Raw genomic sequence first — 23,113 nt, 5'->3', positions numbered from 1 at the left:
GTCGTCAGCCCCGCAGGCTCTTGGCGAAGAGGTGCAGCCGGTGCAGCGGCTTCGCTCCCGCCTTCTCGGCCTGGCGCAAGCTCGGCCCGTTGACGTCGGCGATCCAGGTGCCGCCGAGCTCGTCATAGCCCGCCGCCTTCAGCGCGCTCGTCACCTTGTAGAGCATGGCGCCGTTGAGCCCGCGATTATGGAAGGCGCGGCTGACCGACTGGTAGACGATGACGGCGCGCCGATTGGTCCAGCGATGCCAGAGGAAGCGCAAGGGGAAGCTCGGGCCGATCCGCCCGCCGGTCGCCTTCACCAGCGGGTTGAGATCGGGAATCGAGATGATCGCACCGACCGGCTCGCCCTTGTGATGCACCACGGTCGAGATGCGCTTGTCGATCACCCACATCATGTCGCCGGCCTGGAAGCGGTATTCCTCAGCCGTGGGTGGCACGAACATCGGATTGGCGTCGAAGCCATCATTGAGGATGAGCCGCGATTCCTCTAGCCGCTCGGTGAAATGCCGGCGGTCGATCGGCATCCAGCGATAATCGGGATCGGCGAGGATCGCCCGCTGCTTGTCGCCGAGCAGCCCTGAGGGATCGACCTGCGCCAGCGCGATCCGGAAGGTCGTCATCGGGAAGGTCGGGGTATAGCCGTTCGCTTCGAGCAGCCGCGCAATATGCGGCGGGCTGAAGATCATGTCGGTGAAGGGCGCGTTCTCGAAGCCGCCCGTGACGACGCCGGCCTGCTGCATCGCCGTCAGGTTGAAGTTGCCGACGAGCTCCGCCATGCCGCGCTCGCGCGCCCAGTTCTCGGCAGCGCCGAGCAGGGCTGATGCCACCTCGGCATCATCGGCGCAGTCGAAATAGCCGAACTGGGCGCGGGCCGTGCCATGGCGCGCATTCGAGGCGTCGTGGATCGCGGCGACGATGCGTCCGAGCGGCCGCCCGTCTCGCAGCGCGGTGAACAATTCGAGCCGACCATGACCGTCCTTGGCCAGCGGATTGCGCGCGGGATCGAGCATGCGGTCGAAATCGGACCACATCGGCGGCACATAGGGGCTGCCGGCCGGATAGACCTGCGCCGTGACGGCGAAGGCGGCCTTGCGGTTGTTGCTGGTAATCTCGATCATGCCGGGGCCTTGCTCGGTGCGGTCGCCAGCAATCGGCGCACCAGCACCAATGCCGTTTCGGTGGCGGGATCGGCCGAGACCACCGGCACGGTGACCAGCAGCAGGTCCAGCGGCTCCTCGCCGAGCACGAGCAGATGGCTGGCCGAATGGGCCGCCATCAACGCTGCGAGCCGCTCCGCCACCGGGTCGGCCGGCGGCCAGGGCCAGCTTCGCCCGGAGGCATGGAGCACGCCGACCTCGCGCAGTGCCGGCTTCAGGATGGCCGGATCGTAGTCGCCGAGCTCCGCTTCGCCGAGCCGACGGGCATTGCTGAACAGCGGATGTCCCGCGAGCTGGGCGATCAGCGCCTCGCGTGTCTCGGCGCGCGAGCGGGCGAGCGAACCGAGGACACCCGGCGCTGCCGCATCGAACGAGCTCGACAGCGCATCGACCGAAAGAGCGATCGCGAGCACGCCGGCGAGCGCCACGGCGCAGAGCCTGACACCATGGGCGAGATCGGCGCCAGGCGTGACATGCGCCGCGGCAGCGCCGAGCAGCAATGCCGCGGCGACGCGCAGGCCGAGCAGGACGAAGCCTTGCCGCCGCGTCGGCGCCGCTCCGCCGGTCACCAGCACGATCGAAACCAACAATAGCGCGCCGACGCCGCCGAGCCGGACCGGCATGTCGGGCATCAGCCCGCGGAAATCGCTGAGCGCGAAAGGCAGGATCAGGAAGGCGCAGAGCCCGAGCCGCCAGACGCCGGTATTTTCGGCTTCGGTCAGCGAAGCCGGATCGCGCCGGAACAGCAGCAGCCCGCAGAAGGCTATCGTGACTAATTGGAAGCCGGCCAATGCCAGATCATAGGCCCATGGATGATCGGCAAGGCCGACGAGGCCGCCGAGCACGAGCAGTGCCGAGCCGGTGAGCACAGCGATCTTCCCAGCGCGCGGCGCATGCCGGCGCAGCATGCCCTCGGTGACGATCAGTGCACCCAGCGGAAACAGCGCGGCGCAGGACAGGGCCAGCCGCTCGAGCAGGACGCTCCCGCTCCACCAGCCCAGGCCACGCAGCAGGAAGAGCGCGGCCACCAGCCCCATCGCCACGAGGAAACGCGTCGTGAGCGCCCCGCGCGGATCACGCCGGCGCAAGGTCAGCATGGCGACGCCGAGCCCGAGCGCGCCACAGATGTCGACGATCGAGTCGGCGACCAGTGCCGGATTGGCGAAGCCGCCATTCATGGCCCGGCCACCATCTTGGCGAGCGCCCGCGCCACGAACGGTTTGAGCAGCGCCGCAACCGGCGCCGGCAGGGGCCGCTCGACGGCCGGCCGGTAGGGGTTGAAGAACCAGCCACGGCAATCGGTGCCGGTGCGCTTGCCGAGCGTCAGCGCGATCGCCTCATAGGCCATCATCATGCCCGTGGTGATCACCATCGGCGCGAAGGACATGCGGCTGCGCCGGCCGGCCGCGACCTCGCCGGCGATCGCAAGGTCGACATGATGGCGCGAGCGCGAATGCAGCATGACATGCGTCACTTCGCAGAGCATCGCCGCGCGCTTGTCGTCCTCGCTGAGCGCCCGCCAGTCCTTGCCGAGGGTCGGGAAGCCGAGCCGCTCTTCCGGGCGCGGGTCCTCCGGCCGGACCACGATCACCGAAGGCAGCGGCGACATATAGGCGTCGATCACGCTGGCGCCGGCCGCTTTCGCCGTGCGGTAGAGGTGCAGGCCGGCCGCAATGTCGTCCATGCCGTTGACGATCACCTTGCAGCGCCCTGCGATCTCCGGCAACCGCTCGACCCATTCGGCGCCGAGCACCTCGATCTCGATCTCCGGATTGATCGCGCGCGCCGCCTCGGCGGCGGCCTCCGCCTTGGGCTGGCCGACCGTGCCGGCATTGGCGAAGACCTGCCGGTTCAGGTTCGAGACCTCGAAGACGTCGATATCGGCGATGACGAAACGGCCGATCCCGGCCCGGGCCAGCGCCATGAACGCAGCCCCGCCCATGCCGCCGACACCGCAGACGAAGACCATCGCCTGCCGCAGCCGTGCCTGCTCGGCTTCCGTGACAAAGCCGATATTGCGGGTGGTGAAGAGCTCGTAGCTGAATCCGGGAATCATGGCTTCGTCCTCGCGGCGCGCGGACGCAATGTGCCGAAACGCCGGGTGTCGTCGAGCCAGTGAGCCAAGGGCAGCACCAGCCTTTGCAGCAGCAGAAAAGCCGAGGCACCGATGAGGCCAGGCAAAGACGCGCGCGGCACCTGGCCGAGCAGATAGCGCCGCGCCGCCGCCAGATCCATGCGGCCGAGCTGGAGCACGTCGTCGCCTCGCTGATAGTCCAGCGTCTCCCGGCAGAACTCGTTGTAGCGGGCTTCGCGATGCTGCGCCGCCTGGTCGAAGCCCTTTTTCAGGTCGTCCGAGCCGCCGGTATAGGCGTCGGTGATGACCGAGCCCGCCTCCTCGAGACCGGCCTCGGGCCCGACGCCGAAGACATGGCGCTGCCCGCGCATGATCTGCCGGGCGAGCGTAAGATGCGCGAAGCTCTGGCGGCTGCCCGCATCTGGCGAAGGATAGACGTCGGAGAAGGTCTCGCAGACCATGCCGACCACGCTCGGAACCTGCGTCACATTCGAGATCCAGCGTGGCCGCAGGCCCCCGCGTACGAACAGCACCAGCACGGTCAGCCCGTAGAGCACCCAGGACAGCCCGCGCCCGCGCACCTCGGGATCGACCATGACGAGGCCGAGATGCGTGACCTGCTCCGGCTCGCCATTCAGCGAGAGCTGCATCTGCGCCAGGGCGTTGAAGGCAACTGGCCGCCCGGTCGCCGTCTCGCTGATCAGGGTGACGATGCTTTGGCTCAGGCGCTCGCGCTCGCCGGAGAAGACACCATAGGTCAGCGCGCCCTGCGCCAGCGTCCGCCCCGCCACGGTCCGCAGCTGCTCGACCAACGCCGCGAGCTCGGCATCGTCAAGCACCGCGCCCGGCCGCTCGATGATCCGCGTCGTCAGACCAGGCGCGGTCGCGAGCGAAAGATCGAGCGTCGGCCGCCGCAGCGCCTTCAGCCAGAAGCCGAGCATCAGGCCACCACCGCGGCAGGAGCCTGGCTGCGCTCCTTCACCAGCCTCGCAATGCCGGCGAAGTCGAGCTTGCCGGAGCCGAGCACCGGCACGGCCTGGACCACCATCACCTCGGCCGGGATCATCAGGTCCGCCGCGCCCTTGCCCTTGGCAAAGGTTTGGAAGGCGGCGCGCGTCGCGTCCTTCTGCTGCGTAACCAACACCAGCCGCTCACCCTTGCGGGCATCGGGCAGGCTGGCGACGCCGGAGAGCACGCCCGGCCAGCATTCGGCGGCGAGCGCCTCGACCGCGGCGAGCGAGACCATCTCGCCGGCGATCTTGGCGAAGCGCTTGGCCCGACCCTTGATGGTGACGAAGCCGTCCTTGTCGATCACGACGATGTCGCCGGTGTCGTGCCAGCCCTCGGGCGGCGGCTCGAGCACGCCGGGCTTCTCGGACTTGAGGTAGCCCAGCATGATGTTGGGGCCGCTCACATGCAGCCGTCCGCCCTCCTCGACGCCCGGCATCGGCTCGAGCCTGGCTTCCATGCCGGGCATGATCCGGCCGACCGTACCGAAGCGGTTGAACATCGGCGTGTTCAGCGCCAGCACCGGCGCGGTCTCGGTCACGCCATAGCCTTCAAGGATGCGCAGGCCGAACTTCTCGGCATAGATCCGCCTCGTCGTATCCTTCACCGGCTCGGCGCCGGCCACGATGTAGCGCAGCGAGCGCAGGTCGTAGGGGTGCGCGGCGCGGGCATAGCCGGTGAGGAAGGTGTCGGTGCCGAACAGGATGGTGGCGTTGCAGCCATAGACCAGCTCTGGCACCATCCGGTAGTGCAGCGGGGACGGGTAGAGATAGACCGGCACACCCGAGACCAGCGGCAGGACGAGACCCGCCGTCAGGCCGAAGGAGTGGAACACCGGCAGCACGTTGAAGACCTTGTCGCGCCGGCCGAAATCGATCCGCGCCGCGGCCTGCGCCGCATTCGCCAGCATGTTCCGATGCGAGAGCACCACGCCCTTGGGCGCCCCCTCCGAACCCGAGGTGAACAGGATCGCGGCGCGGTCCGAGCCTTTGGCCTGCTCGATCGGCCTGCCGTGGTGCCAGAGTGCCTTGAGCTTGTCGCCGGTCGAGACGGTGGCACGGACGTCCTCGAGATAGACGATCGCGACCTCGCCGGAGAGCGCCTCGATCAGCGGCCCCATCCGGCCCTTCTCGACGAAGGCGCGGGAGGTGACGATCGTCTTCACCTGTGCCGCCTTGCAGGCGGCGGCGATATTGCTCGCGCCGGCGGTGAAGTTGATCATCGCCGGCACGCGCGCTGCCGACATCAGGCCGAGCAAGGTCACCGCCGCGCCATTGGCGTTGGGCAGCATCACGCCGATCGCCTCGCCCTTGCCGGCGAGCGGCATCAGCTTGCGGCCGAGCACCTCGGCGCCGATCAGCAGGCGCTTGTAGCTCAGCGTGCCCGTGATCGGATCCTCGACCGCGACGCGGCCCTTGCCATTGAGCTTCGCCGCCTCGGCGACCGCCTCGAAGACGCTGCGGTCGATATCCGTGGTCTTGAAGATCAGGTCGGACATGATCTGGTAGAGCGCCGCCCCCGCCGCCTGGCGCCGCGGCTTGCCCTTCAGCTCCTCGGCTACCGTCAGCGTGACCGGCTCCAGCACGGTGACGCGCACCTTGGGGAACCAGCGCCGGCGCACCTGCTCGCGGGTCAATCGCGAGAAGATCGTCGCCTCCAGCCCCTCGATCCGCACCGGCACGACCTTCGCTCCGGACTTCTCGGCGATCATGCCGACGCCGTCATAGACCTTCATCAGGCTGCCGGTGACGGTCAGGCGCCCTTCCGGGAAGATCACCAGGCTCTCGCCGTTCTTCACGGCGTTGATCAGCGAGCGCGTCGCCAGCGGCCGCGACGGATCGAGCGGCATGGCGCGTGTCAGCTTCAGGAAGGGCTTCACCCACCAGCGCTGGGCGATGCCGTGGTCGATGGCGAAGACCGGCTCCTTGTCGAGGATCGAGAGCGCCAGCGCCGCATCGAGGAAGGAGACGTGGTTCAGCGCGATGATGGCGTTGTCGCCGGCCTTGGCGATGTTCTCGCGGCCGCTGACCTCGACCCGGTAGAAGGCGCGGAACAGGATTGAGAGGAAGTCGCTCAGCGGATTGGTCGGCAGCGTCCGCAGGACCCAGACCGAGGCGGCGATGGTGAGGACCCCGATCAGCAGGAAGAGATGGCTGAGCGTCAGGCCGGCTGCCTGCAGCAGCGCGACCACGACCGCGCCGGCGACCATGAAGGCGGCCGAGAGCACATTGACCGCCGCGACGATGCGGGCGCGCTTGTCAGCCGGTGCCCAGGCCTGTGTCGCTGCGAAGGACGGCACCACGAAGACGCCGCCGGCGATGGCGAGGCCGGCAAGGTCGATGCCGACGCGCCAGGCGGACGGGCTGGCGAAGAAGGCGCCGATATCCTGCGCCGGCTGATGCGCGACGATGCCCGAGACCGCCCAGCCGAGATCGAGCGCGAACAGGCCCATCACCACGCCGGCGACCGGCACCGGCAGCAGCACGATGCGCCCGCTCGACAGGAAGGAACCGATGCCGGAGCCGACCGCGATGGCGATGGCGAAGACGGCGAGATAGGCCGAGACGACCATCTCCGTGCCGCCCATGCCGTTCTTTACCAGCGAGGGCAGCAGCGACATCACCACGGCGCCGATCAGCCAGAAGATCGAGACCATGACGCCGGTGCGCCACAGCCGGGCGTCGCCCCACAGATCGATCAGCAGGTCGCGGGTCGAGCGCAGGATGTTGCGGTCGATGGCAAGGTCCGGCGCGGCCGGCCCGGTCTTCGGGATGAACAGGGTCGCGGCCCAGCAGGCAAAGGCGAAGACCATGATCAGCAGGCTGAGCTGGGCGGCATCGCCGCCTTCACGCGCGGTCAGGCCGCCGGCGATGGTGCCGAGCAGGATGGCGATGAAGGTCGCGCCCTCGATCAGGGCGTTGCCGGCCGGCAATTCCTCGCGCTTCAGATGGTCGGGCAGGATGCCGTATTTGATCGGCCCGAACAGCGCCGCGATCACGCCGAACAGGAAAAGCGCGGCGAACAGCACCGGCACGGAATGCAAGGTGAAGCCGAGGACCGCGACCGCCGCCGCGCCGATCTCGGCGAGCTTCAGCCGCTGCGCCATCATCGCCTTGTCGAACCGGTCGGCCATCTGGCCGCCGATCCCCGAGAGCAGGAAGAAGGGCGCGATGAAGAGCCCGCCCGCCAGCGTCACCAGCGCTTCGCCATGCGAACCGGCGAGCTTGTAGAGGATGATGAAGACCAGCGCGTTCTTGAGGAAATTGTCGTTGAAGGCGGAAAAGAACTGCGCCCAGAACAGCGGGGCGAGGCGCCGCTTCAGCATCAATGTGTCGATCATGGTGATCTCACGGGAAGGGACAATGAGGTTGCATCGGCCGGGCTAAGCAACTCTTGCCTGCGCCGGCCGATCTCGGTTTGCGGTTAAGCTGGACTTGCCGGCGGCGCGTCAAAGCTCACAGAGCCGGCTTCCCGACATCCATCAGCAGGCGCTCGGTGCGGGCGTCCTCGATCCGGTTCACCAGCTTGGAAGCCTCGTGCATGTCGCGCACCGTCTTGGTCATGGTGATGCAGGACTGGACGAGCATCACGCAGCCCATGGCGAGATAGCCCTTCGCCCACCAGTCGAGCGGCAGGAACAGGACGCCGGCGCCGACCATGGCCGCGGCGGCGAAGAAAGAGGCGTAGGTGAAGCTGACCCAGGCGCCGCTATGAGGTTGTACATTCTGGTTCATTGTCTTGTCTCCCGTCGGGTGCGTTTGGAGAGTAGAGAGGTCAATTCGCCTGCAGCTGCCGGCTGCGCAGCCGGTCCAGCACGTCGTCGGCCGTCGTCCGCAGCCTTGGGCCGAAGCCCTTGGCGGCAAGCTTCTCGGTGACCGAGGCGGCGGCCGCGCCGTCGAGCTCGTCGAGCGCGGTTTCCGCCGCTTCGGCCTCGACCTGACGCTCGCGCAGGCGCTTCAGCGTCTGCTCGGCCTCGGTCAGGCTCGATTCATGCGCCGGACCGGCCTCGATCCGGCCCTGCCGCATCTGGCGCACCGCCTCGGCGGCGCGGGCGAGACGCCGCCCGCGACCCAATTCGGCAATGCGCGCCTGGGCCTGGCCGACATGGCGGCGCAGGCGGACGATCTCGGCGGCGAACAGCGCCTGCGCACCCGCCGCCGCGTCGCGATCGGCCTCCAAGACGGCAATCGCTTCGGCGCCCTCGCGGGCGAGGCTGTCGTCTCCGGCGGCGAGTGCAGCCGAGACCCGGTTCTCCAGATCGGCGATGCGGGCCTTGCCGACGGCGAGCCGCTCGCTTTCCTGCCGATCCTGCGCGATCGCGACAGCGAGCGCCTTCTTGGCGCGCTCGAAAGCCCCGGTGGCGTCGCGCATCTGCTGGTCGAGGATGACGAGCGCGTTGCGGTCGGCGAAGCGCTCTTCGGCGAGGGCGGCGCCGCCGCGGACGAAGGTGAGAAACATCTTGAGCATTGGCTTTTCCCTGCTATGAACGATGTTCACGAAACGGATATACCCCAGCTTTGAACGACGTTCAAGGATAATTTTGAACAACGTTCATAAAAATGAAAGCGACCGCATGACCACGACCGCGGCGCGCCGCGAGCGGCAGCGCATCCAGCTGATCGATGCGGCCGAGCGAGCCATCGCCGAGAGGGGCCTGGCCGGCCTGAAGGCGCGTGAGCTGGCGCAGGAGATCGGCTGCGCGCTCGGCGCGATCTACAATCTCGTCGCGGACATGGACGAGCTCGTCCTGCGCGTCGGCTCGCGCACGCTGACGCGGCTCGACGCGGCGCTGAGCGCGGCCGAGGGCAAGGACGCGCCGGCCTCCGCCGGCGAGGCCGCCGACAGGCTGGTCGCGGTCGCCCTCGCTTATTGCGCCTTCGCCCGCGACAACCTCCAGCTCTGGCGCGTCCTGTTCGAGCACCGCATGACGGAAGGTGCGATCGTGCCAGACTGGGCGGTGAGCGAGCAGATGACGATGTTCCGCCACATCCTGGAGCCGCTCAGCGTGCTGGTGCCGGATCGAGCTGAGCCTGAGCGCATGCTGATGAGCCGGACCTTGTTCTCCGCCGTCCACGGCGTCGTCGCGATCGGCCTGGAGGAGAAGCTGATCGCCGTGCCGCGCCGTGATCTCGACCGCCAGATCGAGGGCCTGGTTCGTCTCGTCTGCAGGGGACTGGCTGTTCCAGCCTGATCCGCCTATCGCCACCATCGCGTTGCGGCACCCGGCCCCGATCGCTATCGTCGCCATGATGACGGCCGCCGACTCCAGCCTCTCGCTCGATGCCTTGACCGATGCGCTCTATCAGGAGCTCCGCAAGATCGCGCATCGCGAGCGTCTCCGCGCCGGCCGGCCCTTGACGCTGCAGACCACGGCGCTGGTCAGCGAGAGCTATCTCAAGCTGCGCCAGAGCGCGGGCTGGACCAGCGAGGCGCATTTCCTGGCAAGCGCCGCGACCGCCATGCGGCATGCCCTCGTCGATGCCGCCCGTGCCCGGCTCAGCCAGAAGCGCGGCGAAGGCCAGCGCCCCCTGCCCCTCGACGACCGGCATGATCTCCCCGCCGCGGGCGACGACGAGGTCGTCCGGATCAGCGACGCGCTCGCCGCGCTCGAAGCGATCGACCCACGCCTCGTCAAGGTCGTCGAATGCCGCTTCTTCGCCGGTTACAGCGAGGAGGAGACCGGGCGCGTCCTTGGCATCAGCGACCGGACCGTCAGGCGCGACTGGCTCCAGGCCCGGGCCTGGCTCTATCGCGAGCTTCAGGGCTGACGCGGGGCCTTCCCAGCTAGCGCCTCCTCGATCAGCGCGCGCGTCGGGCCGAGCTCGGCGAGATGAGGCGCGCCGACGGCGCCAGCTGCGCGCAGGATGGCTTCCGCCTGTTCGAGCGCCTGCAGGGCCGCACCAGCACCACCCTGCGCCAGCAGGATCTGCGAGCGGACCCCGAGCCCGAGCCCGACATAAGGATGACGCTCGCCGAAGGCGGCCCGCGCGGCGCGCAAGGCCTGGTCGATCTCGCCTTGCGCATCGGAGAGCCGGCTCTGCACCATCAGCCCGGTGGCGCGGCTCTGGCGCAGCATGATGGTGACCGCACTGCTCTCGCCGGCGAGCGGAGCGGCAATGCCGAGCGCTCCTTCGAGGATCGGCATCGCCTCGGCGAAACGGCTGCCGGCCATGATCAGCCGGCCGAGATTGAGCTCGATCGCCGCCAAAGCAAGCGAGGGCCCATAGTCGCGCCGCTGCCGCTCGACCGCCTGGCGCCATAGCCGCTCGGCGCCGGCCGCGTCGCCCTGGCGCAGCGCCAGCGCGGCGCGCAGGTTGAGCGTGCCGATCGCGATTACCGAGCGGCCGCGTCCCGATGCCGCCAGCACGCGCTCGGTCTCGTCGAGCGCCTGCGCCGCCGCCTCGATCTGCCCGGCCTCCAGCGCGTGCAGCGCGAGATTGTGCTGCAGCGTCGCGATCTCGCCATTGTCGCGGCCGAACAGGGCGGTGAGCTCGGCGATCGCGGTACGCAGTCGCGCCATCGCCTCCGGCCGCCGGCCGGATTCGCGTAGCAGCCCGGCTTCGACCCCGGCGAGTTCCGCCAATTGCTTGGGATGGCGCGCCGGCTCGCTTTGGAAGAAGCGCTTCGCTTCCGACAATGCGGCCTGCGCCTTGTCGCGCTCGCCAAGCTGGAAGCGGTAGCCGGCGAGCGCCAGCTCGGCTTCGGCCAGCCGGCCGGCGCTGCCGCTGCCTCGCGCCTGCTCGGCATAGCGCTCCATCAGCCTGATGGCCGTGCGCGGATCGCCGATCTCGCCATAGAGCTCGGCCAGGGTCCGCAGCAGCAGCGGCACATTGGCGTCGCCCTCGCGCTGCAATTGCACCGCGGCGGCGTCGAGCACCTGGCGCGCCGAGGCAAACCCCGGCCCGCCGCTCTGGGAGGCCGCGCGCAGCATCAGCATGAAGCCGTCGCGCAATGCCGTGACGCGCTCGTTCTCGGCGGCACCGTTGAGCCTGGCGATCTCGGTCCGGCGCATCTGCACGAGGACGCCGGCCGCGCCGGCGCCGAGCGCCGCCAGCAGCAGCCCGGCCGCGATCAGCGGAATCCGGTTGCGACGCAGGAAGCGGCGGATGCGATAGAGCCGCTCACCGCGTCGCGCCGCGATCGGCTCCAGCCGGCGAAAGCGCCGGAGATCCTCGGCCAGCTCCGCGACACCCTGATAGCGCTCGCCCGCCTCGTAGCGCATCGCCTTCTGCACGATGACGTCGAGATCGCCGCGCAGCCGCTCCGGCGGAACCGGTGCGTCCGCGCGCTCAGCCGCAGCAGGGCTCGGCAGCGGCGGCTGGTCCTGCATCACGCGCATCGCCCCGGCGAAGGCCGAGTTCGCCAGCTGCCAGGGCGGCCGGCCGGTGAGCAGTTCGAACAGGATCGCGCCGAGCGCATAGACATCGGTCGCGGTCGTGGGATTGCGCCCCTCGAATTGTTCCGGCGCGGCATAGTCGGGCGTGAACACGATCTGCGTCATCAGCGTCTGGCCAGGCGCTTCCAGCGCATGGGCGACGCCGAAATCGAGCAGCTTCACCTGCCCCTCCGGCGTGACCAGCACGTTCGACGGCTTGAGGTCGCGATGGACGACCAGGTTGCGATGGGCGTAGGCGACGGCCTCGCAGACCTGCTCGAACAGGTCGAGCCGCGCCGCGAGCGGCAGGCCGGCCTCGGCGCAATGACGCGTGATCGCGGTACCGGCGACGAACTCCATGGCGAGATAGGGCCGCCCGTCCGGCGCCTTGCCGCCATCGACCAGGCGGGCAATGCCGGGATGCTCGAAGCCGGCGAGAACTTGGCGCTCATATTCGAAGCGGGCGAACTGCTCGGCCGCCTCAGGGCGCAGCAACTTCAGCGCAACGCTCTGCTCGAAGCCGCCGCTCCAGCGCTCGGCCTGGTAGACCTCGCCCTGGCCGCCCCGGCCGATCAGCGCCACGATCGAGAAGACGCCGATCCGCGTCCCCGTCGCCAGCGACTGATATGATACCTCCGCATCCGGCGCGCCCGCGAGCCGGCCCGCATCGATCTCCATGAACGCGCCGGCCCCGTCGGCGGCCGCGAGCAGGGCTTTCGCTTCGGCGATCACGGAGGCCGGCTGCCGGCTCTGCGCCAGGATGCGCTCGCGCTCGGCCGGCGAGGCCTCGGCGAGCGCATCGAACAGGCCGCGGATCGCGGCCCATTGCTCCCGGTCGAGATCGACACGCTGGTTCACGGGACCGTCCGTTCAATCCTTCCGCAGGCGGATGAAGCGCACGACCGGGCGCTCTTCGCCCTCGGTCATCACGTCGATCACCGTCGCCTTGCGGCGCCAGACGAAGACGCATTGGCCGAGGCCCGTGCCGGCGCAGACATACATTTCCGGCCGCCCGGCACAGCGCTTGTCGCCAGCCATGCAGCTGTCGGCATCGGGCAGCGCGACCGGCGGCCAATCCTGCCGCAGCAAGGCCGCGCGCGCCTTGCCGTAATCCTGGCCGGCGAGCTTCGGCAGCGCTTCGACCGCCCCGGCGGCGCTCGCAGCCGACAGGGCGGCGACGAGGACCGCGGCGATGATCCCGGATATCGGCATGGCATCCCCCTAGAGATGATCGCTCGCCTTGACCGGCTGGCGCGCGGCCTCGGTCGTTTCGAAGAAAGGCGGCAAATCGCGCACGCCGGCAAGTCCCGCGACCAGCGAGCCGGGAAAGACCTGCACCGCATTGCGCAGATCGCCGACGGCGCTGTTGTAGAAGCGGCGGGCGGCCGCGATGTTGGCCTCGACCTCGTCATAGCTGCGCTGGGCTTCGATCATCGGCGCCGAGGAGGTCAGCTCCGGATAATTCTCCGCGACGGCAAAAAGCCGCGTCATGTCGGCGGAGATCGCCTCTTCCGTCCGGAACTTCTCGGCGACGCCGGAGACGTCGCGGGCGCCGAGCTGCGGCATGGCGCGGCTGCGCAATTGCGTGATCTCGTCGAGCAGGCCGCGCTCATGCTCCAGGAAGCGGCGGGCGATCGCGAGCACGTTGGGGATCAGGTCGTGGCGCTGCTGGAGCTGTGCGTCGATCGAGCCGAGCGCCTCGCCCACCGCGTTCCGGCGTCTCACGATCGCCGCGTACCAAAAGTACAGCACGGCGCCGAGGCCGAGCAGGAGGATCAGGAAAGCGGTCACTGCTTCGGGCCCTTTCAGTGCGAGGCATCCTCCGGCGGCACAGCCGGCCGCTCGGAGAAGGATGTGCCGGGAGGCATGACGCCGCCCGGCTTGACCGCGACATGCATGGCGATCATCGCGTCGACCAGTCGGAACACGAGGGCGAGCTCGTCTTCGAGATGCTGCAATTGCGCAGCCGCGTCATGTGCCTGCAGGCTCGGCGGTTCGAAGAGCTGGCGCGTGCCGGTCTGGGCGACGGCGAAGGTGATGCTGTCGTGCTCGACCAGGCAGGAGGGCGGGAAGAAGTCGCCGCCATCGGCCATCGACAGCAGCCGCTCCATCACCGCCGGCGTCAGCACGGCGCGTGCCTCGACCTGGTCATTACCGTAGACGTCGTAGATCGAGGCGAAGCGCGGGTCTTCCAGCCTGACCGGCATCAGCCCAGAAGGGGCCGGGCGGCTCTGGTCGAGCACCATGGTCGTGCCGAGGAAGGGCGTGTCGACCGCGAGCACGAGCAGGAGGCCGTTGAACACCGTGCTGTTGTTCTTCCCGGCCTTGCGCTCGAGCTCGATCTCGCTGAGGCGCAGTTCATAGCCGGCATAGCGGCCGACGATGGCGTCGTCGATCGCCGCCTGGTCGTGCCGCGGCAGCAGGCCCTTGGCGGCGAGATCGCCGACCGCCGGGGCAGCACCCTCGACATAGCGCAGCTCGCCATGGCGCCTGAGCAGCAACGGCATCAGTTCGCGCTTGAACGTCTTCGCATAGCGGCCCGCGGGAATGCTGAGCGCGATCAGCCAGGGCACGGCGGCGGCGAAGCCGAGCAGGAACGGGGCGAACAGCCATTGCGCGAGCATGCCGGACTTGCCGCTGCCCCGGCCGGGCATGACCAGGACGCTGATGGCCAGCGCAAGGCCCATCGGCACATAGAGCATCACCCTGCGGCGGGTATCCCTGGCGGCATCCAGCCGCAGCGCGTTCAGCCGCGCGATCTCGGTGGCGAAGCGCGCGCCGGCGCCGGGCGATGCCGTGATCACCGGCAGATGATAATGCCGGTAGATGGCGTAGGTCAGCGCGGCGAGGATGGCGCTCGGGATCAGCAGCACCAGCGCGCCCTGGAGCAGGTTGTAGAGGAAGCCGAAAACCACGGCGACCATGAACAGCAGCGCCGCCGCGACCGGGCCGAGGAAAGCCGACAACACCACGATCGCGACGACCATGAGCGGAATGCCGAACAGCGCCATCATCAGGCAGCCGCCATAGCGACCGACCTTTCGCTGCGCCTGCCGCATTTCGACGGCCGTATAGCGCCGCGGCTCGGCCTTCTGCTTGGTCGCTGAGGCGGGGTCACTCATGGCGGGCTCAACCGAGTTCACCGCGCGCCGGCAAAGCCGGGCCGCCGCGGACAGGCGGATGGATCGCGGCGGGCATGCCAGGCATGGTCGTCAGCTCCCTCAATCGGCAAGGTCCCGTTCGGCCCTGTAGCGTCAACCGCCGGAAACTCGCTCCGTCGCCTCTCACCACGGCGAAATCCGTTCCATCGCCCAGGAAAAACCGCCCGCAGGCATCCGGCGTCCTTCGTATGAAGGAGGCCGGATGCCCGGCGCGTGTCGCCGGCTGGCGGCGTTAACGGCGCGCGCGCCTGGAGGGACCGGGATTCGGCCTCGCCCCATTGATTACCGGGGCGAGAAGGCCGCCGCGTCCTTCAAATCGAGGAGCCCGCGTGGGAGCGCGAAAAATATCGCGGCGCCGCATGTCCGGTTTCGCCGCGCGCTTCCGTCTCCGTCGCTGAGACCATCAGCGCCGGAGCAGATTTCCATGTCGATCGCCGAGACTTGCAGCAGCAGCACGCCCCACCCCGCCTACCGGATGCCGCAGAGGCAGGAGCGGGCCGCACCGGCTGCCGATGCGATCTGCGTCTTCACGCTCGATGCCGAACTGCGCGTCGAGCGGATGAACGCGGCGGCGCTGGCCCTGACCCGGGCCGGCGTGATCTCAGCGCTGCGCTTTGCGACCCGTGACCGCGAGCTGAACGGCCGCCTGCAGCGCTGGGCCCGGCTCGCGACGCCGGAGGCCGAGTTGCGCCTGTCCTATCGCGACGCCGGCAGCAGCTTCACGCTCGCCATCTCGCTGGCGGAGGATTGCAACGATGCGGCCGAACCCGCCCGCTTCGTCGTCGTGATGCAGGAGCAGGCCGGCGCGATCGACCGCAAGCTCGCCCATGTCGCCCGCGACCACGGCCTGACCACCGCCGAAACGCGCGTGGCCGAGCGCCTTCTCCTGGGAGAGAACACGATCCAGGCGGCGCACAAGCTCGGGGTCGCGCCGACGACGGTGCGCACGCATCTGCAGCGCATCCTCGCCAAGACCGATACGCACCGGCAGAGCGAGTTCGCTTGCCTCGTCGCGCGCTACGGCAACTGAGCTTCGCGCATCAGCTCGCCTCGGCGCTTCGCACGTTCTGCAAGATCAGTTGCGCCACGAGGGCCGGAGCTTCGATATGGGGCATGTGCCCGGTGCCGCCGAGCCGGTGGCAAGCGACATGGCCGGGCAGCTCGCCTTGATGCGATGGCGGGATGATACGATCGCCCCTGCCCCAGATCACCTTTAGCGGGCCCGCGAAGCGTTCGAGGTCCGCGGCGATCCCGATCGCCTGCGTCCCGTCCGGAAAGAGCCTTTGCGCGATCGCGGCCTGCGCCGCACCGACGCCGAAACGCTCACGCTCGCGCAGCACCGCCTGCGCATAGCCGCGTGGCAACCGGCTAGGAGCGGCAGCGAGCCGCTCCAGCCATGGCGTCAGACTCTCCGCCGTCCGCGCCGAGAGGAAGCCGCTGAGGAAGGCACCGTCGATCTCCGGCCCCAGGCCTGCCGGCGCGATCAGCGTCAGCGAGCGCACCCGCACCGACTGGTTCGCCGTCAGCACCGCCGCGACGGCCCCGCCGAGCGAATGCCCGACGAGATCGCAGTCGCTGGAGCCGCTCGCCTCGATCTGCCCGAGCACGGCTTCGGCGAGCGCTTCCAGCGAGGGCATATCCAACGCAGCTTCCCGGCCATGGCCCGGCAGCTCCGGCGCCAGCACCGGGCGTCCGTCGAGATGCGGCCGCACCATGTTCCAGGCGGCGGCATTGGCGCCAAAGCCGTGGAGCAGCACCAATGGAACGGCTGAACCGGTTCTCGCCACGGCAGGCGATGGCATCGCCGCAGCCGGAGCCGCCGGCAGTACGGCGTCGGTCCGCTCCCGCAAGGCTCGCTCGATATCGCGGCTCTTGATCCGCCCGCCCGGACCTGTGCCGGCGATGCCGGAGGGATCCAGACCGGCCTGACGCGCCAACCGCCTCGCCAGGGGCGAGATGCTGATGCGGCAGCTGGCGTCGATTACTTGCATCGCTGCTTTCGGAGCTGCGATCTCCAGCGCCGCTACAGCCGGCTCCGCTGCGGCAACAGCTGGCTCTTCCGCGGCAAGGCTATCGGCGATGCGCCCGAGCACGGCGCCGATGCCGACCTCCGCACCCTCAGGCGCGAGGATCGCGGCGAGGACGCCGTCGCGTCCGGCCTCGATTTCGGTCGCGGCCTTGGCGGTCTCGACCACGACGACGACATCATCAGCCTTGACCCGGTCGCCGACCTTGGCCGACCAGGAGACGACGGTCGCGCTCTCCATGTATTCGCCGGCGCCGCCGGCGAGCGTGATTTCATAGCTCATGCCGCGCTCCCTTCAGGCCAGGGCCCGGCGCGCCGCCGCCGCGATCTTGGCGGCGTCGGGCAGGACGGTGCTTTCCAGCGGCTCGCTGTAGGGGATCGGGATGTCGTGGGTCGCGACGCGCTCGACCGGCGCGTCGAGCTCGTCGAAACAGGTCTCCATGATCGTCGCGCTGAGTTCGGCCGCATACCCGCAGAAGCGCCAGCCCTCGTTGACCACCACGGCGTGGTGCGTTCGGGCGATCGAGGCCCGGATCGTCTCGCGGTCGAGCGGGCGCAGCGTGCGCAGGTCGACGACCTCCGCCGAGATGCCTTCCTTGGCCAGCTCGTCGGCCGCCTTCAGCGCATCGACCACCATCTTCGAGGAAGCGATGATCGAGATGTCGCGTCCCTCACGCGCGATGCGCGCCTTGCCGATCTCGACGAGATGATCGCCGTCCGGGACCTCGTCGCGCGTGTTGTAGAGCAGCTTGTGCTCCAGGAAGATCACCGGATGGTCGTCGCGGATCGCCGCCTTGAGCAGGCCCTTGGCGTCCGCCGCCGTCGCCGGAGCGACCACCTTGAGGCCGGGGATATGGGCGACGAGGGCATCGAGGCTCTTGGAATGCTGCGCGCCGGCGCCCGCCCCGCCACCACCTTGCGTGCGCAGCACGAACGGCATCGAGACCTGCCCGTTCCAGATATAGTTGTAGATCGAGGCCTGGTTCATCAGCGCATCGACGCTGAGCGGCAGGAAGTCGGCATACATGATCTCGAGCACCGGACGGGTGCCGGCCATCGCCGCGGTCACCGCCATCGCGGTCAGGGTCTGCTCCGAGATCGGCGTATCGCGCACCCGCTCCGGTCCGAACTCCGCCATCAGGTCCTTGGAAACCTTGAACACGCCGCCATAGACGGCGATGTCCTCGCCCATCAGCCAGACCGATGGGTCGCGCTGCATCTCCTCGCGCAGCGCTGACCGCAGCGCCTCGGCATAACGCATCATCGCCATGGTCAGGCTCCCGCAACGGTATAGGGCGCGCTCGGCGCATGGTCGGCGAAGCTCGGCAGCGGATCGCTGAGCGCCTGCTCGACGGCCGCGTCGACCTCGGCACGCGCCGCTGCCATGACGGCGTCGAGCCGCTCGGCGGAGACGCTGTCGGCCAGCAGGGCGCGGGCGAGCACGATCGGGTCGCGCTCGCGCCAGAGGGCGAGGTCCTCGTCCTTCTGGTAGCCGCCGACATCGCTCGTCGAGAAGCCGACCATGCGATAGGTCTTGGCCTCGACCAGGGACGGGCCCTCGCCGCGCCGAGCCCGCTCGACCGCGGCGCCGACGGCGCGGTGGACGGCGATGATGTCGTTGCCGTCGACGATCTCGCTCGGCATGCCGTAGCCCGCGGCCCGGACCGACAGGTCCGGCACCGAGGACTGCGTCGAATGATGCGCGGTCAGCCCATACTGGTTGTGCTCGAGCACGAAGACGACGGGCAGCGTCCACAGCGCCGCGATGTTCATCGATTCGTGGCAGATGCCGGTCTGCGCCGCGCCGTCGCCGAAGATGCACATGGCGACGCGCTGGCCGCCATCGGCGCGGTTCTTCATCTGCAGCGAAACCGCGAATCCCGTCGCCGCCGGAATGCCGCCGCCGACGATGGCGTTGCCGCCAAGCAAGCCCTTCTTCACATCGGCGATCAGCATGTGCCCGGCCCGCCCGCCGCAGGCGCCGGTGGCGCGGCCGAGGATCTCGGCGACGATCGGGTGCAAGGCCACGCCCTTGCCGACATAGTGCGCATGGCCGCGATGGGTGCTGGTCAGCAGATCCTCGTCATCCAGCATCGCGGTCGCGCCGATGCCGATCGCTTCCTGGCCGTCGCAGCGATGGATCGGCCCGCGCGTCTTGCCAGCCTTGTGCAGTTCGCCGAGCCGCTCCTCGAGATGGCGCACCGCCACCATCCGCCCGAGCATGCCGAGCTGCTCGTCCACCGTCGGTGAATTCCTCATCGCCGCCGCTTTCTCCCTGCGCTGGGCGCCTCGGATTCCCTGGTTTTGAACAAGGGATCGAGACATCAGCGCCTTTCGCTGCGATCGACCCTAGCGCAGTCCGCGACGTGGCGCTATAAGTGTCTACACAAGATAATGCAGTCTTGCAGTGAAGCGACAGGACCGGCCGCACGACGGCGAACGCACCCTCGAAGCACGACCGCGATCGAAGGTGTCACCGGAGGGACGGACGGCATTGCGCCGGAACCAGAGGAGAAGCACGATGATCTTCGACCACCGCGTCTACACGGCCCGGCCGAACCGCCTGAACGACTTCCTGAAGTTGTACGAGGATGTCGGTTTGCCGATGCAGCGGCAGTATCTCGGCGAGCCCTTCGGCTTCTTCCAGACCCATATCGGCGAGCTCAGCCGCGTCGTGCATCTCTGGCAGTATGACAGCCTCGCCGACCGCGAGGAACGCCGCGACGCGATGGAGGCCGATCCGGCCTGGCAGGGCTATCGCCGGCAGGTCGTCGAAGCCGACCCGCTGCTCGACATGCGCAACCAGATCCTCAAGCCCGTTTCCTTCTTCAAGCCCAAAGCCTGAGACGGATAAGCACCGCGCCGGACACCCAGCCCATGAAACTCGACCTGATCGTCGGCAGTGACAGATGGCGGATCGCCTGCGACACGACGCGGGCGCCCCGCACGCTTGCCACGCTCGCCGCGACGCTGCCCGCCGCACTCCAGCTCCACACCCCGAAGATCGCCGGCCAGCACATCTATTGGCATGCGCCCTTCGTCGAGGATGCGGAGGGCGGCGTCGACGTCATGGAGGCGCGCCCCGGCGCGTTCCTGTACTGGCCGGCGCGGCAATTCCTCGAGCTGATCTTCGCGCCGCTCCAGGCCGAAACGGCCGAGGTCACGCTGCTCGGCCATATCGAGGGCGGGCTACCGGAACTCCAGGCGCTGGGTGCCCACCTGCGCGAGCAGCACGGGCGCAGGCTCTTCGCCGGCAATTTGCTGCCGGTCGAAGGCGTGCAGGCACCGGAGCCGGCGCCATCGCAGGTCCCGGCCGAACTCGCCGCTATCAGGCAAAGGCTCTGGAACGCCTCGCCTGCCGATATCGAGGCCCTGCTGGCCTCGCGTGCGACCATGCACCCGATCGGGCCGCTCTTCCTGGCGGAATCGGAGGCGCGCATCCTGCATGAGCTGCTCTGGTGGGTGCGCGGCGGCCTTGCGACGGAAGAGGCCCGCATCTCCCGCCGCATCGCGGCTGTCGCCTGCAACAAGGCCGCGACCCGGCTGCGCGATTTCTGCCATCTTGGCGAAAGCGCGGCAGGGATCTTCGCGCTGGAAACCGCCTTCGGCCGTGACGACATCCCGCTCGCCGCTTTGGTCGACGAAGCCATCCTCTGCGCCGGCCGACTGGCGGCCTGGCTCGACCTGCGCATCCCGTGGTCGGCGGTCAACGCGGCCGCCCGCTCCGCGATCGACGAAGCCGCCGGGGCGAGCGCATGAAGACCGAGCTTGCTCCCCTCGCAGACGGCGGAACCCTCGCCTACACGATCCGCGGCGAAGGGCCGCCGCTCGTGCTGATCTCCGGCCTCGGCGGCCTCGCTTCGTTCTGGAACGCCTTCGCCGAGGTCTGCGCGTCGCATTTCCAGGTCGTCACCTACGACCATCGCGGCGTCGGCGGCTCCTCGGCGCTGGACGGGCCGACCAGCATCGCCGCGATGCGCCAGGATCTCACCGGCCTGCTCGACCACCTCGGCATCGCCAGCGCCGCCGTCCTCGGCCATTCCACCGGCGGGGCCATCGCGCAGAACCTGGCGCTCGCCCAGCCGGAACGCGTCTCGCGGCTGGTGCTGTCGGCGACCTTCGCTCGCCCCTGCGGCTATATGCGCCGGCTCTTCGCCGGGCGGATCGACTTGCTCGACCGGCTCGGGATCGACGCCTATCGCCGCCACGCGGTGACGCTCCTCAACGCGCCCTACTGGCTCGCCGCCAACGATGCCGTCGTCGAGGCGGAGCTTGAGGCGGAGCTTGAGGCGGCAGCGACCCGCTCGAAGCCGGCGGACGCGGCGGTGGTGCGCGAGCGCATGCTCGCCGTGCTCGGCCATGATGCCGAAGGCGAGTTGGCCCAGATCTCCTGCCCGGTCCGGGTCGTGGTCGCGGCCGACGACATCGTCACCCCCGCCTATCTGTCGCAGCGCCTCACTGATGCGATCCCGCAGGCGGAGCTCAAGGTGCTGCCGCGCGGCGGCCACTACGCCATGCGGGCCGAGTCCGACCTCTATCGCGACGCGGTGCTGGATTTTCTGCGCGGCGGGTCTTCCGCTGCCGAGACGAGGACATGACCATGGAAGTGAACGCGATGCGCGGGCCGATCGGCGTGGTCGGTCTCGGCACGATCGGCCAGCGCTGGGCGGCGACCTTTGCCCATCATGGCTACGAGGTTTCCTGCTACGATCCCGATCCGGCGCGCTGGCAGGCCTTCCAGGCGCTTCATCCGGCACTGATCAACGATCTCGAACGGCTGGCGCCGGCCCGCACGGCGCGCGGCCCCGTCCGCTTTTCGGCCGATCTCGGCAAGGCGCTCGCCGGCGTCGCCTTCGTCCAGGAATCGGGGCCCGAGCGCCTCGATCTCAAGCAGGAGCTGCTCGCGGCAATCGAGCGGCACGTCGGCGACGAGGTGGTGATCGCCTCCTCCTCTTCGGCGTTGTTAGTCTCGGAGATGCAGGCGAACTGCGCCCGACCACAGCGCATCGTGCTCGCCCATCCCTTCAACCCGGTCCACCTGATGCCGCTGGTCGAGATCGTCGGCGGCCGCGACACGTCCCCCGAGGTGGTCGAGCAGACCCGCGCCTTCTACGAGGCGCTCGGCAAGAAGCCGGCCGTGCTGCGCAAGGAGGTCACCGGGCACCTGGCGCTCCGGCTGATGGGCGCGATGTGGCGCGAGGCGATCGCGCTGGTCGAGAGCGGCGTCGCCAGCGCCGAGGACGTCGACCGCGCCTTCTGCTACGGCCCCGGTCCGAAATGGACGCTGCAGGGCTCGTTCATCTCGAACCATCTCAATGCCGAGGGCATCGAGTCCTTCCTGACCAAATACGGCAAGACCTATCAGGACATCTGGGACGACCTCGGCGACGCCCGGCTCGACCAGCCGACGATCGCGCGCGTCTCCAAAGAGGTTCGCGAAGCCATCGGCGATCGCAGCGACAGCGAATTGCGCGACCAGCGCGATGCCGGTCTGGTCGATCTGCTGCGCGTGATGACGCAGCGCGCCGCCCTCTGACGATCGAAACGGGAGCTTTCCATGGCCATGGCTTTCCCCTACCGCACCGCCCTCGTCACTGGCGCCTCGCGCGGCATCGGCGCTGCGATCTGCAGCCGCCTGACCGGGATGGGCCTCACCGTCTACGGCGTCGCCCGCAGCCGCGAGGCGCTCGCCGATGTCGTCGACGAGTTCGGTGTCGTGCCTGTCGTCGCCGATGTCCGCGATACCGATGCCATCCTGGCCGGGCTCGCCGAGGCCGAGATCGACGTGCTCATCAACAATGCCGGCATGGTCGCGACGGTGAAGCCGCTTTACGAGCAGAGCGCGCAGGAGATCGCCGAGACGATTGCGGTCAATCTGACCGCGCCGATGCTGCTGATGCGGGCGCTGCTATCAGGCATGGTCGCGCGCCGGCGCGGCCATGTCGTCAACATCACCACGACGGCGGCGCGCGGCGTGCTCGCCGGGACCTCGGCCTATGGCGGCGCCAAGGCCGGCTTGGCGCATGCCTGCCGCTCGCTGCGCTACGATCTCGCCGGCAGCAATGTCCGCGTCACCGATCTGGCGCCGGGCCGCGTCGAGACCGAGATCTACCTGCGCGCCTTCGGCGGCGATCGCGAGCGCCTCAACGAGACCATGTACGGCCATGTCCGCGCTTTGCAGCCGCAGGACATCGCCGCGACCATCGCCGCGGTGCTCTCTCTGCCGCAGCATGTCGACGTCACCGAGATCGAGATATCGCCGACCGACCAGGCAGTCGGCGGCCACGTCTTCAAATCGGTGGAGGGCTGA

22 protein-coding genes are annotated in these 23,113 nt (G+C 69.1%); 8 read left to right on the top strand and 14 right to left on the bottom strand.

Annotated features, from left to right (window positions below):
- Positions 1-4: 4 nt before the first annotated feature.
- The 7 genes from ASE66_RS20170 to ASE66_RS20140 all read right to left on the bottom strand — a co-directional run bounded on the left by ASE66_RS20170 (position 5) and on the right by ASE66_RS20140 (position 8,708).
- The gene (locus ASE66_RS20170) at positions 5-1,120 is read right to left on the bottom strand and encodes a hypothetical protein (RefSeq protein WP_057191494.1); all 1,116 of its coding nucleotides are present in this window, start codon (positions 1,118-1,120) and stop codon (positions 5-7) included.
- Entirely contained in the window at positions 1,117-2,337 is a 1,221-nt protein-coding gene (locus ASE66_RS20165) for a hypothetical protein (protein WP_057191493.1), read from the bottom strand. Before ASE66_RS20165 ends, ASE66_RS20170 begins: the two co-directional genes overlap by 4 nt.
- Positions 2,334-3,215, bottom strand: a complete 882-nt coding sequence (locus ASE66_RS20160; RefSeq protein WP_057191492.1) for a ThiF family adenylyltransferase — start codon at positions 3,213-3,215, stop codon at positions 2,334-2,336. The genes ASE66_RS20165 and ASE66_RS20160 overlap by 4 nt, the downstream gene beginning before the upstream one ends.
- On the bottom strand, positions 3,212-4,174 hold the full coding sequence (locus ASE66_RS20155) for a hypothetical protein (protein WP_057191491.1): 963 nt from the start codon (positions 4,172-4,174) through the stop codon (positions 3,212-3,214). The genes ASE66_RS20160 and ASE66_RS20155 overlap by 4 nt, the downstream gene beginning before the upstream one ends.
- Entirely contained in the window at positions 4,174-7,581 is a 3,408-nt protein-coding gene (locus ASE66_RS20150; RefSeq protein ID WP_057191490.1) for an acyl-[ACP]--phospholipid O-acyltransferase, read from the bottom strand. Before ASE66_RS20150 ends, ASE66_RS20155 begins: the two co-directional genes overlap by 1 nt.
- Before the next feature lie 115 nt (positions 7,582-7,696).
- Positions 7,697-7,975, bottom strand: coding sequence for a YiaA/YiaB family inner membrane protein (locus ASE66_RS20145; RefSeq protein ID WP_057191489.1), 279 nt, complete (start codon positions 7,973-7,975; stop codon positions 7,697-7,699).
- A gap of 40 nt (positions 7,976-8,015) precedes the next feature.
- Positions 8,016-8,708 (bottom strand): PspA/IM30 family protein, encoded by a 693-nt coding sequence (locus ASE66_RS20140; protein WP_057191488.1) that lies wholly within the window; start codon positions 8,706-8,708, stop codon positions 8,016-8,018.
- A gap of 106 nt (positions 8,709-8,814) precedes the next feature.
- Here ASE66_RS20140 and ASE66_RS20135 point away from each other — a divergent pair, with 106 nt between their 5' ends.
- Positions 8,815-9,432: a TetR/AcrR family transcriptional regulator gene (locus ASE66_RS20135; protein ID WP_057191487.1), complete on the top strand. Its 618-nt coding sequence runs from the start codon at positions 8,815-8,817 to the stop codon at positions 9,430-9,432.
- Between the two features lie 55 nt (positions 9,433-9,487).
- Positions 9,488-10,009, top strand: coding sequence for an ECF-type sigma factor (locus tag ASE66_RS20130; RefSeq protein WP_057191923.1), 522 nt, complete (start codon positions 9,488-9,490; stop codon positions 10,007-10,009).
- Here the strand turns inward: ASE66_RS20130 and ASE66_RS20125 are convergent.
- Genes ASE66_RS20125 through ASE66_RS20110 form a run of 4 tightly spaced genes read right to left on the bottom strand, consistent with a single transcriptional unit; the run spans position 10,000 to position 14,738 of the window.
- Complete coding sequence (locus tag ASE66_RS20125) at positions 10,000-12,474, bottom strand: serine/threonine-protein kinase (protein ID WP_057191486.1); 2,475 nt, start codon at positions 12,472-12,474, stop codon at positions 10,000-10,002. The genes ASE66_RS20130 and ASE66_RS20125 overlap by 10 nt on opposite strands.
- 12 nt (positions 12,475-12,486) lie before the next feature.
- Positions 12,487-12,828, bottom strand: coding sequence for a hypothetical protein (locus ASE66_RS20120; RefSeq protein WP_057191485.1), 342 nt, complete (start codon positions 12,826-12,828; stop codon positions 12,487-12,489).
- A gap of 9 nt (positions 12,829-12,837) precedes the next feature.
- Positions 12,838-13,407, bottom strand: coding sequence for a LemA family protein (locus tag ASE66_RS20115; protein WP_057191484.1), 570 nt, complete (start codon positions 13,405-13,407; stop codon positions 12,838-12,840).
- Between the two features lie 14 nt (positions 13,408-13,421).
- On the bottom strand, positions 13,422-14,738 hold the full coding sequence (locus ASE66_RS20110; RefSeq protein ID WP_057191483.1) for a DUF3137 domain-containing protein: 1,317 nt from the start codon (positions 14,736-14,738) through the stop codon (positions 13,422-13,424).
- Between the two features lie 463 nt (positions 14,739-15,201).
- On the opposite strand from ASE66_RS20110, the gene ASE66_RS20105 reads away from it, so the two are divergent.
- Complete coding sequence (locus ASE66_RS20105; RefSeq protein WP_057191482.1) at positions 15,202-15,807, top strand: helix-turn-helix transcriptional regulator; 606 nt, start codon at positions 15,202-15,204, stop codon at positions 15,805-15,807.
- Positions 15,808-15,817: 10 nt separating this feature from the next.
- Here ASE66_RS20105 and ASE66_RS20100 read toward each other — a convergent pair whose 3' ends face one another.
- From ASE66_RS20100 to ASE66_RS20090, 3 genes are read right to left on the bottom strand one after another with little or no spacing between them, the layout of a single operon-like run.
- Positions 15,818-17,086, bottom strand: a complete 1,269-nt coding sequence (locus ASE66_RS20100; protein WP_057191481.1) for an acetoin dehydrogenase dihydrolipoyllysine-residue acetyltransferase subunit — start codon at positions 17,084-17,086, stop codon at positions 15,818-15,820.
- 12 nt (positions 17,087-17,098) lie between these two features.
- Positions 17,099-18,073 carry an alpha-ketoacid dehydrogenase subunit beta gene (locus ASE66_RS20095; protein ID WP_057191480.1) on the bottom strand — a complete coding sequence of 325 codons (975 nt, stop codon included), beginning with the start codon at positions 18,071-18,073 and terminating at the stop codon, positions 17,099-17,101.
- 2 nt (positions 18,074-18,075) lie between these two features.
- Complete coding sequence (locus tag ASE66_RS20090; RefSeq protein ID WP_057191479.1) at positions 18,076-19,062, bottom strand: thiamine pyrophosphate-dependent dehydrogenase E1 component subunit alpha; 987 nt, start codon at positions 19,060-19,062, stop codon at positions 18,076-18,078.
- A gap of 262 nt (positions 19,063-19,324) precedes the next feature.
- On the opposite strand from ASE66_RS20090, the gene ASE66_RS20085 reads away from it, so the two are divergent.
- Genes ASE66_RS20085 through ASE66_RS20065 form a run of 5 tightly spaced genes read left to right on the top strand, consistent with a single transcriptional unit; the run spans position 19,325 to position 23,113 of the window.
- Positions 19,325-19,648: an NIPSNAP family protein gene (locus tag ASE66_RS20085; RefSeq protein WP_057191478.1), complete on the top strand. Its 324-nt coding sequence runs from the start codon at positions 19,325-19,327 to the stop codon at positions 19,646-19,648.
- A gap of 32 nt (positions 19,649-19,680) precedes the next feature.
- Positions 19,681-20,562, top strand: coding sequence for a hypothetical protein (locus ASE66_RS20080; protein WP_057191477.1), 882 nt, complete (start codon positions 19,681-19,683; stop codon positions 20,560-20,562).
- A complete protein-coding gene (locus tag ASE66_RS20075) occupies positions 20,559-21,401 on the top strand; it encodes an alpha/beta fold hydrolase (protein ID WP_057191476.1) in 843 nt (280 codons plus the stop codon). Before ASE66_RS20080 ends, ASE66_RS20075 begins: the two co-directional genes overlap by 4 nt.
- Positions 21,398-22,339, top strand: coding sequence for a 3-hydroxyacyl-CoA dehydrogenase NAD-binding domain-containing protein (locus tag ASE66_RS20070; protein ID WP_082613594.1), 942 nt, complete (start codon positions 21,398-21,400; stop codon positions 22,337-22,339). Before ASE66_RS20075 ends, ASE66_RS20070 begins: the two co-directional genes overlap by 4 nt.
- A 21-nt stretch (positions 22,340-22,360) precedes the next feature.
- The gene (locus ASE66_RS20065) at positions 22,361-23,113 is read left to right on the top strand and encodes an SDR family oxidoreductase (protein ID WP_057191474.1); all 753 of its coding nucleotides are present in this window, start codon (positions 22,361-22,363) and stop codon (positions 23,111-23,113) included.

Origin of the sequence: Allobosea sp. Root483D1, assembly GCF_001429505.1 — a bacterium.
Lineage (GTDB): Bacteria > Pseudomonadota > Alphaproteobacteria > Rhizobiales > Beijerinckiaceae > Allobosea.
Note: the sequence above shows the minus strand (reverse complement) of the source record. Positions and strands in the feature narration are given on the sequence as shown.